The following is a 14263-nucleotide window of genomic DNA, read 5'->3' as shown; positions in this document are numbered from 1 at the left end:
GGCCGGATGGTCTTCAACCGTAAGAAGAAGGTCGTGCCGTTCCGTTCGGCGGGCGAGCTGGATGCCATGCAGGCGGCCGGCGCGATCGTCGGTGCGACGCTGGTCGCCGTTCGCGCGGCGGCCAAGCCCGGCGTCTCGACGCTGGAGCTCGACGAGGTCGCCGAGGCGACGATCCGCGACGCGGGCGCTGTCCCGTCGTTCAAGGGCTATCACGGGTTCCCCGGCTCGATCTGTTCTTCGGTCAACGATCGTGTGGTCCACGGGATCCCCTCGGCGAGTGACATTCTCGTCGAGGGGGATCTTGTGTCCATCGACTGCGGCGCCATCCTCGACGGCTGGCACGGCGACTCGGCGTGGACGTTCGGCATCGGCACCATCATCGAGGCCGATGAGCTGCTGAGCGAGGCCACCAGGCTCTCGATGGAGACCGGCATCGCGGCGATGCTGCCGGGCAACCGGCTCACCGACGTCTCGCACGCCATCGAGCTGGGTACGCGCGCGGCCGAGCAGGCGCACGGCCGGCAGTACGGCATCGTCGACGGTTACGGTGGCCATGCCATCGGGCGCGAGATGCACATGGATCCGTTCCTGCCCAACGAGGGCGCGCCCGGTAAGGGCCCGCGCCTGGTGGTCGGGTCGGTGCTGGCGATCGAGCCGATGCTGACGCTCGGTACCACCGAGACCAAGACGCTCGACGACGACTGGACCGTGGTCACCACCGACGGGACGCGCGCGGCGCATTGGGAGCACAGCGTCGCCGTCACCGAGGATGGGCCGCGCATTCTCACGCTGCGCCCTGAGTAGTTCACCGACGGCTTTTCGGTGAAGTAATCGTTCTAATCTGTCTGGTCGCCTGCGCGATCCTGTATCTCTGAGTGATGAGATCCCGGATCGCGCTGGTCGCCGTCGGTTGCGCGGCCTCGGCCTTGCTCGTCGGCTGCGGTGAGCCGCCGCCGGACGCGCGCTATACGGGATCGGGCAACACCTACGGCACCGCGAACGCGGGTTTCGAGACCTGCATGGTGACCGACGCGGGCGGCGTCGACGACAAGTCGTTCAACGAATCCGGCTGGAACGGGGTGAAAGCCGCGATCGACGCCAACCCCGGCGTCTACGGCTCCTACCGCCAGTCCAACAGTTCCGCCGACTACGAACCCAACCTGCGAGCCTCGGCCGACGACGACTGCGATCTGGTGATCGGCGTCGGCGGCCTGATGGCCGAGGCGGTGGCACAGGTGGCCGCGGAGTACCCCGATCAGCGTTTCGCGATCGTCGACGCGCACGTCGAGCTGGACAATGTCTACTCGATGGAGTTCAACGCCGCCCAATCCTCTTATCTGGCAGGCTATCTCGCGGCGGGAGTGTCCAAGACCGGCCGGGTCGCCACCTGGGGCGGCATGCAGATCCCCGCGGTGACCATCTTCATGGACGGGTTCGCCGCCGGAGTGGCCGGGTACAACGCGGCGCACGGGACCTCGATCGCCGTGCTCGGCTGGGATGTCGAGGACCAGAACGGTTCGTTCACCGGCAATTTCGACGATACGAGCGCGGGCCGCTCGCTCACCGAGAACTTCATCGCCCAGGGCGCCGACGTGATCCACCCGGTCGCGGGACCGGTCGGCATGGGCGGGGCCTCCGCCGTGCAGGACTCGTCGAACGTTTCCATGATCTGGGTGGATTCCGATGGCTACGAGGCGGTTCCGGAGTACCAGGACATCATGTTGTCCTCGTCGATGAAGGACATCTCCGCCGCGGTACGGGTGGCGATCGACAATGCCTTCGGCGACGGCGTCACAGACGGACGGTACGTGGGCACCCTGAGTAATGCCGGGGTCGGGCTCGCGCCGTTCCACGATTTCGACGCGAAGGTGCCGGAGCCGCTGAAGCGGGAGCTCACCACTCTTCGGCGCGACATCGTCGACGGCAAGATCGTGATCAATTCCCCGGCCGCCCCGAAGCTGTAGAGGACAGGCGCATGCGACTCGAAGCACAGGGCTTGACCAAGGCCTTCGGAACGTTTCTCGCCGACGACAGCGTCGACCTGGTGGTCGAACCAGGCCAGGTGCACGCGATCCTCGGCGAGAACGGCGCGGGCAAGTCGACCCTGATGAACATGCTGTACGGCATCCTCGAACCGACCAGCGGCCAGATCCTGATCGACGGCGAGCCGGTACGGCTGCGATCGCCGGGCGACGCCATCGCCGCCGGAATCGGCATGGTGCATCAGCATTTCAAGCTCGTCGGGCCGTTCAGTGTCGCCGACAACGTGCAGCTGGGTCGCGAACACGTCAAGCGGGGCGGCCTCGATCGGGCGGCCGCGCGGCGGGCGGTGCGCGAGGTGTCCGAGCGGTACGGTCTGGCGCTGGATCCCGACGCTGTGTGCGAGGACCTGCCGGTCGGTGTGCAGCAGCGGGTCGAGATCGTGAAGGCGCTGTCCGGCAGGACCGATCTGCTGATCCTGGACGAGCCGACCGCGGTGCTCACCCCGCCCGAAGTGGCCGAGTTGCTCGGGATCATCCGCAATCTCACGGCCTCGGGGATGTCGGTGATCTTCATCAGCCACAAGCTCAAAGAGGTGAAGGCGATCGCGGACACGATCACCGTTCTGCGGCGTGGGCGGGTCGTGGCCGAGGCGTCGCCGCAGGACAGCGAGGCCGAGTTGGCGGCGGCGATGGTCGGGCGGTCGGTCGTGCTGACCGTGGATCGACCGCAGGCGCAGCCGGGCGAGATCGCCCTGGACATCAAGGATCTGACCGTGCTGGGCGAGCGCGGGACGCCGATGCTCGACGGACTGAGTCTGGCTGTGCGGGCCGGTGAGATCGTCGGGTTGGCCGGGGTCGAGGGCAACGGGCAGACCGAACTGGCCAGGGCGGTGCTCGGGACCGTCACGCCCGAGACCGGCTCGATCGAGATGGGCGGTATCCCGGTCACCGGGTGGAACCCGTACCGGCGGATCGTGGCCGGGCTCGGCTATATCCCGGAGGATCGCGGCCGCGACGGGCTGGCCGCCGATTTCACCGTCGCCGAGAACCTCGTCCTCAACCAGTACCGCGACAGACCCCTGTCGAATCGCGGCGTGGTCGACGCGGCGGCGGTACGAAAGCTGGCCGACAAGGCCATCGCCGATTTCGACATCCGCACCAGGGGGCCGGGGGAGCTGGTGTCGGCGCTGTCGGGCGGCAATCAGCAGAAGGTGGTGATCGCGCGCGAATTCTCTAGGCCGCGTTCGGTTCTGGTCGCCGCGCAACCGACGCGAGGAGTGGATGTCGGCGCGATCGAGTTCATCCATCGCCGTCTGGTCGCCGAACGCGACACGGGAACCGCCGTCCTGCTCATCTCCGCTGAGCTGGACGAGATCCTGGCCCTGTCCGACCGCATCGCGGTGATCCACAACGGGCAGATCGTAGGTGTCCTGGCCCCGGATACACCGCGCGAGATCATCGGTCAGCTGATGGCGGGCCACCGTCCCGCCGATCCAGCACCCGCGAGCTGAGGAAACCCATGCCGAGTACGACCATCGAGCCGGACATCGACCCACCCGGCGAGCGTGAACCGGACAGGCGCGACGTCGGCCGCACATTCATCGGGTACCTGACCGAAGCCAACAGCGTGATGGTGACGTTCTATTCGTTGTTGCTGGCCTTCGCGATCGGGGCCCTGTTGATCATCGTCTCCGACGCGGCGGTGCGGGGTGCCTGGGGCTACTTCTTCAACCGGCCCGCCGATGCGCTGAGTTTCTCGTGGCAGGCGGTGAGCGCGGGCTATCGCGACATGTTCGAGGGCGCGATCATCGACTTCGGGCGTGTGCAGCAGTATGTCGACGGTGACGCCACCCTGGCCCAGGTGCTGCGCCCGATCTCGGAGACGCTCACCTACGCGACCCCGCTGATCTTCACCGGACTCGCCGTCGGCCTGGCCTTCCGGGCCGGACTGTTCAATATCGGCGGGCACGGACAGTTCATCTTCGGCTTGCTCGGCGGCGTGGTGGTCGGGTTCGCGCTCGACCTGCCGCCCCTGCTGCATGTTCCGCTGGCCCTGCTCGCGGGTGCGCTCGCGGGCGGTCTGCTCGGCGCCATCCCCGGCGTGCTCAAGGCCAAAACCGGCGCGCACGAGGTGATCTCGTCGATCATGCTGAACAATATCGCCACCTATTTTCTGCTCTGGGCGTTGAGCACCACGTTCATCCACTCGACGACCTCGCAGGAACTGGTCTCCAAGCAGGTGGACTTCTCCGGCCGACTGCCCCGGCTGCTCGGCTGGGCGGGCTCGGGCCTGCGGGTCAGCGCGGGGCTGTTGCTCGGGCTGGCGCTCGCGGCCGGAATCTGGTGGCTGCTGCGCAAATCCACCTTCGGGTACCGGATCCGCGCGGTCGGTGCCAATACGCACGCGGCGGAAACGGCGGGTATCGATATCGGGCGCACGTTCGTCACCACGATGGCGGTGTCGGGCGGGCTGGCCGGGTTGGGTGGCGCCGCACTGGTGTTGGGGCTCAACCCGTACACGGTGAATCCGGGCACGGTCGCCGAATTCGGGTTCGACGGGATCACCGTCGCGCTGCTCGGGCGGGCGCATCCCGGCGGTATCGTCGCCGCCGCACTGCTGTTCGGTGCGCTGAAATCGGGCACGTTGCACATGCAGCCCGCCATTCCGGTCGAGATGTCCACGCTGTTGCAGGCGGTGATCGTGCTGTTCGTCGCCGCGCCCGCGCTGGTGAAAACCCTGCTGCACCTGCGCACACCGCGCGGTGGTCTCAACACTCTGGAAGCGAGGGGCTGGTGAGTACCACCACCGCGTCACCGGTCGTCACGGCCGAATCAGCCAGGCACGGTGTGGCCGGGGTGGTGCTCATCGTGCTCGGCATCGGTCTCGGCGTTCTCGGGCTGCTGTTCGTCGACGGTGGGCGGACGACCACGTTCCGGCTGGATCAGACCGTCGAAAGTGGCTGGACTGTCAACACTCTCACGATCGTGCTGATCCTTGGCGTGGTGACGGCGGTGCTCGGTGGGGTGCTGGCGGCGCGGCCGCTTTCGCGGCGCGCGCACGGGGCGATCGTCGGCATCGCGGTGGCGGCCCTGGTGATCGCGGCGCTGTCGTGGGTGGTGACGCCGGGCGTCGGCTTCCCGGTGGAGTTCGTGCTGGCGTCGACGCTGTTCCTGGCGCTGCCGTTCATCTTCGGTGCGCTGTCCGGCGTGGTCTGTGAACGGTCGGGCGTGATCAACCTCGGCATCGAGGGCCAGTTCCTGGCGGGCGCGTTCACCGCGGTGCTGTTCTCCTCGATCACCGGCAGCCCCTACGCCGGGATTGTGGCCGCGGTGATCAGCGGCATGCTGTCGACGCTGCTACTGGCCTGGCTAGCGACCCGCTTCGAAGTGAACCAGCTGGTCACCGGTGTCATCCTCAATCTGCTCGCGCTGGGGCTCACCGGCTTCCTGTTCGAACGGCTCATGCGCATGGACCATTCGCTCAACCAGCCGAGCACGGTGCCGCGCATCGGCGGGTTCCTCCACGACATCGGCCTCGGTTTCCTGACCGGCATCCCGGTGCTCGGGCCGGTGCTGTTCGACCAGAACCTGTTCGTCTATGTGGCGCTGGCCTGCGTGTTCGGGCTGTCGTATCTGCTGTTCCAGACCCGCTGGGGCCTGCGCACCCGCGCCGTCGGCGAACATCCGGCCGCGGCCGACGCCGCGGGCATCGACGTGAACCGGTTGCGCTTCTGGAACGTCACCTGTGCCGGTGCCCTGTCGGGTTTCGGCGGCGCCTTCTTCACCATCGCCAACAATGTGGCCTTCAGCAAGAACATGACCGCCGCGCTCGGCTTCGTGGCCCTGGCGGTGATGATCGTCGGCCGCTGGAAGCCGGTCGGCGCGCTGCTGGCCGCCCTGCTGTTCGGATTCTCCAGCGCCCTGCAGCGCTTCCTCAACACCATGCCGGGCAACCCGATCCCCACCGAATTCCTCGGCATGCTGCCCTACGTGGTCACCCTGGTCGTGGTCGCCGGATTCATCGGAAAGGCGGTCGCGCCCGCCGCCGACGGCATCCCGTACCGGCCGGGCGACAAGTAGTCAGCCTTCGAGCAGGACGGTGACCGGGCCGTCGTTGGTGAGTTCGATCTGCATGTGGGCGCCGAATTTTCCGGTGGCGACGGTGGCGCCCAGTTCGCGGAGTGCCTCGGCGAAGGTGTCGACGAGGGGTTCGGCGAGGGAACCGGGGGCGGCGGCGTTCCAGGAGGGGCGCCGGCCCTTGGCGGTGTTGGCGTAGAGGGTGAACTGACTGACCACCAGGATGGGGGCGTCCAGGTCGGCGGCGGAGCGTTCACCGTCGAGGATGCGCAGGCGATAGGCCTTGTCGGCCAGAGCTTTCGCGTTGGCCGCGGTGTCGGTGTGGGTAGCGCCGACGAGAGCGAGGAGGCCGTGGGGGACTCCCGTCGCCGCCGGGTCGATGCGGCCGACGACCTGATCGTCGACGCTCACCTGGGCGCTGGTCACACGTTGCAGCAGTACTCGCACAGCTCCGATCATGCCGGGTGACCGCGCTGTGCGGCGTTCGGGGGGCGACTCATCTGTCGGTGCGATCACCACGGGTCTGGTGGGCACCGTGGCTTTTCGCGGTGACGATTCAATCCTTGCCGAAGAAGAGGATATTCGGGCCGTAGTCGGTGAGTGGGGCCTTCTCCGCGGACTGGCGGATGCCCGCGCCGGGGAGCTCGGTGACCTTGGCGAACATCTCGGCATTGCCGAAGGCGGCTCTGACCTGGGTTTCGGAGGCGTAGTCGGCGCCGTAGTCGGCCAGGGTCGCGAAATCCAGGGGCGCCAGTGGGGTGTCGAGGGGTGCCTGGCCCGCCGGCCTGCCGAGGGCGGCGTACTGGGTGGCGACGCCGTTGTCGTAGAGGCACAGTTCGTAGGAGATCTTCTCGATCGTGGCGACGGTGAGGACCGGCCATTTCATCGAGAGGGCCACGGCGAGTGGGTGTTTGCCGAGGGCGCCGATCTCCCAGTTGAGACTTTTCACCGAAATCCAGCTGCCCGAGGACTTTTCGACGAGCACCACATCGGCGCCGAGCTCGGTCTCGAGGTTGGTCTTGGGTTCTTTGACACCCCAGTGCTTGTCGTGCACCCCGGCGAAGCGGCCCGCGTCGACCGGATTCGCGCCGTCCTGGGCGTACGCGGCGACGATCGCGGCGCGTACCTGCTCCAGCGCGTCCGGCGCCGAGCACCGGACGGCGATCGCGCCGTAGGTCGCGGAGATCTCGACCGGTCGCGACGGCGGCTCCGGCATCGCCCCTGCCGCAAGGGGTTTGAGACCCACCAGGGCCAGCCGCCAATTGATCTCGTCGATCGTGGCCAGGTCGCCACCCGACTGGTACAGGATCTGCTGCTGTGTGAGCCGTCCCGCGCGTTCGAGGGTCGGTGCGCCCAGCTTCACCAGCGCCTGCGTGGTCTTGACCGTGAGGTCGAGCTCCTCGACCCGGGTTTCGCGCAGTTTCGCCGTGCTCGCGGTGGTGGTCACCTCGGAGTACAACGTGCGGTAGGTCGCGATGGCCTGTTTGCGTGAGCGCCCCACCATCAGGGTGCGCAGCAGAGTGCTCAGACTCGCCAGGTACTTGCCCGGTTGTTCGGAAGCGCGCGCGTACATCGCCGCCCGAATCCGGACCGCCGACTCACTGGCCGCCACCGCCGCGTCGTGATCGAGCCGCATCAACCACACGCCGCACTTGGACAACCCGTCGGCGCACATGGCCGATACATCCGGGTAGTCCTGCGCGACCTGCCGATACGCCGAACAGGCGCTGCGAATGGTGTTGGTCGCGAGCTGCCGGTGCCCGACCAGCCGCGTCGCCTGCTCGAACAACCGCAACGCGTCCTGCAACGCACCCGCGTACTCGTAGGAGACGTACCCGCCGACCAGCCAGTGCAGCCGGATCGCCACCGCTTCCTGCGCGGGTTCCAGCGCCTCCGCCGTGCGGTCGCGCCCCGACGGATCATCCCTGGTCGTGAGCAGACCCTGGGCGAATTCGGTCAGCGATCCGGCCAAGCGCAGGTAGTCGTCGGCGTGCTGGCTGCGGGTGTTGGCGCGATTGGCTGCCACGCGCCGTTCGAGGCCGCTCAGATCGGTCATGAGCAGTTCCATCGCGACGTCAAGCTGGGCACCCATCGTTCGTTCGTTCATGGCCGTCCGGCGGCCGCTAGCGCTTTGATCGAGTCTGTCACAGATCGGTGTCGGCTGCCGGATCGTTCGCCGGAACCGGCTGTTCATCCGGCATCGGTGCCGGTGTTTCCTTGGTGCTGTGCATATTTCGCATTGCTCACTAGAATGCGATGCGATCGAGTCGGCTGCGAGGGTCGGCGGTGGGGTGCTTCGAGGAGCGGTTAGCGTGGGCGATTCTCCCTGGTCAGGACTGGCCAGCAAGGCAAAAGTCAAGGTCGAGACGGGAGCTGCGCTCGAGGCGGCCAAGGCGTGCAGTACGGCGATCGAGGTGTTCAAGGGTTGCCAGAACCTGTTCCGCGACCACGACCTCAACAACTACGACGAGTCCAAGCTGGGCGGCAGCCAAGTCGACGCGGGTCCGCCGCTGCGGACCAAGTTCATCTCCGAGGCCACCCAGGCCAAGGACCTGCTCGGGCGCTATATCGACTCGCTCGAGGATCTGGTCTCCATGTTCAAGGCCGCGGGTGAGTCGTACACCGACACCGACAAGGGCTCCGGCGACAACATCGCCGCGCTCAAGGGCGATCTGAAGAATGTGAACTCCTCGCCGGGTGCCAAGGATATGAAGGGCGAGGTCTCCCAGGCCGGTGGTTACACGCCGGCCCACTGGGAAGTCGATGTCAAGGTGCGGCAGGGCACCGGCATGGAAATCAAGATGGAGAAGCACAACTACGACATCGAGACCGCGAACGTGCCCAAGCACGCGGGCACCGCGACGGCGGAATCGGTCGGTGTGCGGATACCCGTCCGCGCCGCGGACAACATGTCCTGGCGTGATATGTACGACCTCGGTCAGCGGCTGTCCTGGCAGGAGGTGGCCAACGACGCTCCGATCTGGGAGGCGATGGCCCATGCCGTGCACGGCGCCGCCTACAACCTCGAGCAGAAGCTCGGTGAGATCACCCGCGACCGGTGGGAGAGCCAGGGCGGTGACGCCGCGTTCGCCGCGATCTCCACGTTCGGCAAGTCGGCGATGACCGCGAGCGACTCCTTCACGATGATGCAGCAGAACCTCGAGTACACCGCGAACTGGTTGTACGCGACCAAGGTGTGTATGCCGATCGACAAAGAAGACAAGTGTGACGACGATCTGCAGGAGAACCGCGATCGGTACAAGCGCCACTACGTCGACGGTGTCGGGCAGACCGAGAAGCTCTTCCCTGCGGCCGCGGAGCCCGCGGCGCCGAAGGGGCTGGTGAAGCCGCCGGAGAACAATAACAACAACAACAATAATAATAACAACAATAATAACAATAACGGCAACAGTAATAACAACGGCAATAACAATGCCGGTGGTAACAACAACTCCGGTGGTAGCGGAAATTCCGGTGGCAGTGGTAATTCCGGGGGTGGGAGCCAACAGCAGGCGACGTCGCCGGCCGCGGTGGCTGCCCAGCAAGCGGCGCAGCAAGCCGCCCAGCAGGCGGCCGCGGAGCTGCAGCAGAACGGCACCAACGGTTCGCAGCAGAGCGCGAACGGTCAGACGGCGGGTTCCATCGGATCAACTGGATCCACCGGGTCGTCGGCGGGGTCGAGCGGGTCGGGGTCCGGCGACATGTCCAGCATCCTGTCCTCGGTGATGTCGGCGGTGACGTCTGCGGTCTCCTCACTCACCCAGGCGCTGCCCTCGCTGGCCACCGCGTTGCAGCAGGTGTCCGCCGACACCAGCGGTACCGGCGCCACCTCGGGCCTGCCCGATTTCACCCAGCTGGGCAACCTGTTCGGGCAGTTCCCCGACCTGACCGAACTGCTGTCGCAGTCGCCCGAGCTCAACCAGCTGATCGCGGACAACCCCGCCCTCTCGCCGCTGGCGGAGTTGCTCGGCATCGACACCGTGACGACGACCGTCGACGGGGCGGGAGTGCCGGAGGAGAGCGCCGAAACGGCTGCGGGCGAGGCATTCCCGCGCGCCTCGCTGCCCGACTTCTCCAACCTCTCGGGTCTGGGCGAGGTCGTCACCCCGCTCACCGGCTTGCTCGCCGAGTCGATGGCGACCGAAGCCCCCGCGCAGGTTGTGGAAGCGCCGGTCGAATCCGTGGAAGTCGGCGCCGCCGGTTCGCTCGCGCACGCACGGCCGGAGGCGCAGGCGTGACGCGGAAGTGGGAGCTCACCGACATCGAATTCCGGGTGCTGTGGCAGCGATTCGTCGGCACCGATCTGCCGCGTCCGCTCACCTTCCAGACCAGGACTCGCCTGCACGAGGACTACGAGGAAGAGAAGTACCAGGTCTGGCAGCGTCTGCAACACACGGTCGATCCGACGCTTCGCTCGGTCTTCGATGTGCTGGAGCGGCCGGAAGTGTATGTGCGGCTGCGTGGTTGGAACGATCGTGCGCGAGACGACGCCGGCCAGTGGCTCAAGGCCAGGGCCGCACGAGCCGGCGCCAACGGATACCTGGTCTACCAACTCCCCGGTGAAACTCCCACGCACAGTGGGGGTTACACGGTGGTCGACATCGGTCCCCACGGCCTGGCCGACGCCATCGTCGACCTGATGCCGGCCACCGGCTCGGGTACGGGCGGGATGATCCCGCTCGTCACCGACGCGAGCGCCGGCGTCGGCGACGAGTACGGGCAGCGATCCTCGATGTTCTTCGAGGAAGCCGACACCTCGATCGTCGAGCGCAGCACCGAGTTCTTCAGCCGTTCCGCCGACCGCACCGGAACCATCAATATCCTGCAGAATCAGTCCATGTTCGGCTCGCGGGGGATGCATCGCGACATCCTGGTGTGGCGTGATCTTCCCGACGACGGGCGCTATGTCATCGAACTCCCCAGCGAGAATCCCATCGCCACCCCGATGTCGCGATCGGACCTGACCGAGAAGGTCAACACGTCCATCCAGCGCATGATGTCGCGCGTGGAATCACATTGGGAAGCAAGCGCATAGGGGCCGCGAGGTACCCACCGTTCACAGCGCTTTCATCTCGGGTTCGTTCCGTCGTGCGAGGCTGTTGCGCACGCGAAAGAGTTGTGGTGTGCTCAGAGCCACCACTCGTGGAGGGATGAGGGCGATGGGCACCTTCGAGTACGACGCCGACGATTTCCGGACCGCGGCCGGAAAATCGCGCAACGTCAGCACGCAACTCACCGGCATCATCAATACGCTGAACAGCTCGCTCAACGGCCGCGGAAACGTCTGGGGCAACGACAAACTCGGTCAGAGCTTCAACGACGGCCCCGGCGGCAACGACGGTTACGACTCCTCGTGGACCAACACCAGCGACAACGTCAAGACGATGGCGAAGTCCATGGGCGAGTTCGCCGACGGCCAGACCGAAAGCGCCGACTACATCGACAAGATGGAAAAGGGCAACCGCGACGGCTTGACGTAGTCAGGCAGTCGGTCAACTCGCGTCCGGGATACCGAGGCCCGGCAGATGCAGGCTGCTGTTTCCGGCACGCTCGACCCAGCCCTGGTAGCCCAGCGCCAGCGGGGAGTCGATGCCGAAGCCGTCACGGAGTCCGGTGACGGTGATCGCGGCGATCCGACGGTAGGCGTCGGTGTCGACCGGCCAGGGGAATTCGGCCCACCAGTTGTCGCAGTGGTCCTGGTCGGGTTGGCGCCAGCCGGCCCGGGTGATAGCTCGCCAGCCTGCGTCGTCGGGGCGGGATGCCGGGTCGAGCCAAGCGTTGCCGGGGAGTTCGGCCAGGACCGATTCGCTCGTCTTGCGAAATTGTGCGAAGCGGCGCGAACCGGATGGTGCCGCTTCGCCGATCACCAGAACGGTGGTGTCGGGGGCGGCGGCGAGCTCGTTTGCCAACCCACGGGCGAATTCTTCCCAGTCGGTCACAGTAGGCCCTGGTTGTCGAGTTGGAGGTTGCGGTCGTCTGCGGCGAGGCGGGTATTGGTGACCAGGTTCAGCCAGATCGAGGTGGCGGAGAGGATGAGGACGACGGTCGTTTCGGCGCCTGCCCATCGAATTTGCGGGGTCGGTGCTGTGACCTGTGCGGTCGGCTCACCGAGGCGCTCGCTGATCGCCTGCGCGTAGTCGGCGAAAGCTGTTTTCACTGCGAGCTTTTCGCTCGCCTCGGCGTAGTCGGTGAGCTGCAGCTCGATGCGGGTTACATCACCACTTTTGGCTTGGATGGTCCCGCTGTCGGGGCCGAATCCGGTGTCGAGCATGATTCGGCGCGGTCGGCTGGAGATGGTCTGCCAGCCGAATTGTTCGACAATCGCGGGCGCATCGTCGATGTTCCATGACCAGTCGAGGGCGGCCAGTCTGCCGGAGAGATCGGCGGCGTCGGCGGATGGCATCGTTCGCCATGTGGTCATTCGCTTGCCTTCCTGTTGTCTTGGAGCGCGAGGCCGGTCATGGGAGCCGCGAGTGCGCCATCCTCATCCCATTGACGTCGGAGTAACAGCCGGTGGTGTCTGTCGTAGTGGTGTTCTTCGCTGATCCGGCCGTCGGGGCGGTACCGGTACCAGGATCCGATGGGGCCGGTGGGGCTGTTGACACCTTCGTGGCTGACCTTCCCCCTGACTGATTCGGTATAGAGGCCGTCGGGATAGCCGTCGCGATAGTCCTGGATGTATGTGGGGGCGTGGACTCGTCCGGTGAAGGGGCGACCGTTGTGCTGGAGGGCACCGGATTCGGCGGCTGTGAGCGTGGGATCGTCGTGGGCCAGGTCGGGGTGTGTCTCGGCGGGGTAGGTGGTGAGCTCGCCGTTGTCGTCTCGGCGCTGTTGGCGGAGAGTCTTCCCGGAGTCGTCGGCGATTTCGCGGTGTTGTGGTGTGCCGTCCTGGTTCCAGGTGATCTGGAGACCGATGGGGTTTCCCCGGTCGTTGACCCAGGCGTGGTCGCGTGCGCCGTCCCAGTGCCAGGCGAATTCAGGCCCGTCGCGGTAGCCGTCGAGGTGCCATTCGATTTCTACTATGGGCCCGTCCGCGTAGTTGTAGCCGTATCCGACGGCTTGGCCGGTGAATGGTCGGCCGTGGTAGGTGTTGAGGCCGTCGTGGTTCTTGTCGTAGACGAGTCCGGGGTCTTTGTGGTTGACGGCGCTCGGGAGGAGGGGTTTGGCAAGGGCTGCGGCGTCGAAGTCTTCGATGAGAACTCCGGCGGAGTCCCAGCGTTTACGGTGTTGGAGATAGCCGCTCGTGTCGTAGTTGTCTTCTTGGATGAGCGTGCCGTCGGGGGACCAGTAGCGCCAGTCGTCGTACTTGAATCCGCGCCTGTACCAGCCTGAGTGCCGCCGTGTTCCGTCCGGATACCAGGCGGTGCAGCTTTGTTCGCGGTAGCCGTTCTCGTAGGAAGTGTTGTCGATTTCGGTGAAGTCGGGCAGGTATTCGACTGTTTCACCGGTGAATGGTTCGCTGCGGTAGTAGACCCGTCCGTCCACCGTGGTCAGTTCGGGGTCATTGATGTCGATGAACAGCGACACGCGACGTTCCTTCCCGCTCGTTCGCTTCTCAGAAATAGGACAGGAACGCCGCGTCGAAATCGGGGTCGCGGGTGTCGAAATTCTGGGGGACGTAGTCCAGCGCGCGGACGTGTTCTACGAACTCGGTGGGCAGGACGAGGGCCTGCTCGGCGAGGTACTTCAGCGAGTCCTCGCGCCAGATCCAGACGCCGTCGGAGTACAGGGAGGGGCCGCCCTCGATGTCGGCGTCTCTGATGAACAGGTCGGGGGATTCGCCCATGACGTCGAAGATCGCGCGAACCTTGCGCATGTAGTTCAGAATCCGGTCGCGGTCGCCCTCGACGGGACCGGTGGGCGCGTCGAAGACCGAGGGCAGCTCGTCGTGCCCGCGCTCGTACATCTCGCGGTACATGGCCACCGGCTTCAATTCCATTGCGTGCGTCCCGTTCTCGATATCATGGAGTCTGTGTCCGGCTCGGCGTGCTCGTCGGCTCGGGGCGCCCCGTCGTGCCAGCGCTTCGGCGTGCCCCGACCCCGATCCTTCGCCCGCACCGGCTGGTCGTCAAGTCGCCCGCACGGGGTTCGTTCCGGCTGCCTGGCGTTCATTCTGTCGTCACCACGGATTCGTTGGTAGCTGTCACTCTGTTGCGCAGGCGAACGAGTTGTGGTGTGCTCGACCGGGCATCACTATTGAGGGA

The 14263-nt window shown here is 66.2% G+C and carries 14 protein-coding genes; 8 read left to right on the top strand and 6 right to left on the bottom strand.

Annotated features, from left to right (window positions below):
- Window positions 1–6 precede the first annotated feature (6 nt).
- The 5 genes from map (at window position 7) to ACFQ9R_RS25175 (ending at window position 6062) form a co-directional block, all read left to right on the top strand.
- Complete coding sequence (gene map, locus ACFQ9R_RS25195) at window positions 7–804, top strand: type I methionyl aminopeptidase (RefSeq protein WP_378632268.1); 798 nt, start codon at window positions 7–9, stop codon at window positions 802–804.
- A gap of 74 nt (window positions 805–878) precedes the next feature.
- Complete coding sequence (locus tag ACFQ9R_RS25190; protein WP_378993647.1) at window positions 879–1964, top strand: BMP family protein; 1086 nt, start codon at window positions 879–881, stop codon at window positions 1962–1964.
- Window positions 1965–1975: 11 nt separating this feature from the next.
- Window positions 1976–3493 carry an ABC transporter ATP-binding protein gene (locus tag ACFQ9R_RS25185; RefSeq protein WP_378993646.1) on the top strand — a complete coding sequence of 506 codons (1518 nt, stop codon included), beginning with the start codon at window positions 1976–1978 and terminating at the stop codon, window positions 3491–3493.
- Between the two features lie 8 nt (window positions 3494–3501).
- Window positions 3502–4779, top strand: a complete 1278-nt coding sequence (locus ACFQ9R_RS25180) for an ABC transporter permease (RefSeq protein ID WP_378993645.1) — start codon at window positions 3502–3504, stop codon at window positions 4777–4779.
- On the top strand, window positions 4776–6062 hold the full coding sequence (locus ACFQ9R_RS25175) for an ABC transporter permease (protein ID WP_378993644.1): 1287 nt from the start codon (window positions 4776–4778) through the stop codon (window positions 6060–6062). Before ACFQ9R_RS25180 ends, ACFQ9R_RS25175 begins: the two co-directional genes overlap by 4 nt.
- Here the strand turns inward: ACFQ9R_RS25175 and dtd are convergent, their stop codons facing one another.
- Window positions 6063–6506, bottom strand: coding sequence for a D-aminoacyl-tRNA deacylase (gene dtd / locus ACFQ9R_RS25170; protein WP_378993643.1), 444 nt, complete (start codon window positions 6504–6506; stop codon window positions 6063–6065).
- 109 nt (window positions 6507–6615) lie between these two features.
- On the bottom strand, window positions 6616–8151 hold the full coding sequence (locus ACFQ9R_RS25165) for a hypothetical protein (RefSeq protein WP_378993642.1): 1536 nt from the start codon (window positions 8149–8151) through the stop codon (window positions 6616–6618).
- Window positions 8152–8371: 220 nt separating this feature from the next.
- Here ACFQ9R_RS25165 and ACFQ9R_RS25160 point away from each other — a divergent pair, with 220 nt between their 5' ends.
- The 3 genes from ACFQ9R_RS25160 to ACFQ9R_RS25150 all read left to right on the top strand — a co-directional run bounded on the left by ACFQ9R_RS25160 (window position 8372) and on the right by ACFQ9R_RS25150 (window position 11539).
- On the top strand, window positions 8372–10297 hold the full coding sequence (locus ACFQ9R_RS25160; protein WP_378993641.1) for a hypothetical protein: 1926 nt from the start codon (window positions 8372–8374) through the stop codon (window positions 10295–10297).
- Window positions 10294–11094, top strand: a complete 801-nt coding sequence (locus tag ACFQ9R_RS25155) for an ESX secretion-associated protein EspG (RefSeq protein ID WP_378993640.1) — start codon at window positions 10294–10296, stop codon at window positions 11092–11094. Before ACFQ9R_RS25160 ends, ACFQ9R_RS25155 begins: the two co-directional genes overlap by 4 nt.
- A gap of 124 nt (window positions 11095–11218) precedes the next feature.
- Window positions 11219–11539 (top strand): WXG100 family type VII secretion target, encoded by a 321-nt coding sequence (locus ACFQ9R_RS25150; protein ID WP_301904962.1) that lies wholly within the window; start codon window positions 11219–11221, stop codon window positions 11537–11539.
- Between the two features lie 12 nt (window positions 11540–11551).
- Here ACFQ9R_RS25150 and ACFQ9R_RS25145 read toward each other — a convergent pair whose 3' ends face one another.
- From ACFQ9R_RS25145 to ACFQ9R_RS25130, 4 genes are read right to left on the bottom strand one after another with little or no spacing between them, the layout of a single operon-like run.
- Window positions 11552–11998, bottom strand: a complete 447-nt coding sequence (locus ACFQ9R_RS25145) for a hypothetical protein (RefSeq protein WP_378993639.1) — start codon at window positions 11996–11998, stop codon at window positions 11552–11554.
- Entirely contained in the window at window positions 11995–12480 is a 486-nt protein-coding gene (locus ACFQ9R_RS25140) for a DUF6301 family protein (protein WP_378993638.1), read from the bottom strand. The genes ACFQ9R_RS25145 and ACFQ9R_RS25140 overlap by 4 nt, the downstream gene beginning before the upstream one ends.
- Entirely contained in the window at window positions 12477–13586 is a 1110-nt protein-coding gene (locus tag ACFQ9R_RS25135; protein WP_378993637.1) for a toxin-antitoxin system YwqK family antitoxin, read from the bottom strand. The genes ACFQ9R_RS25140 and ACFQ9R_RS25135 overlap by 4 nt, the downstream gene beginning before the upstream one ends.
- A 28-nt stretch (window positions 13587–13614) precedes the next feature.
- On the bottom strand, window positions 13615–13998 hold the full coding sequence (locus ACFQ9R_RS25130) for a hypothetical protein (RefSeq protein WP_378993636.1): 384 nt from the start codon (window positions 13996–13998) through the stop codon (window positions 13615–13617).
- Window positions 13999–14263 lie beyond the last annotated feature (265 nt).

The organism is Nocardia sp. NPDC056541 (assembly GCF_042794235.1).
Classification (GTDB): Bacteria; Actinomycetota; Actinomycetes; order Mycobacteriales; family Mycobacteriaceae; genus Nocardia.
Note: the sequence above shows the minus strand (reverse complement) of the source record. Positions and strands in the feature narration are given on the sequence as shown.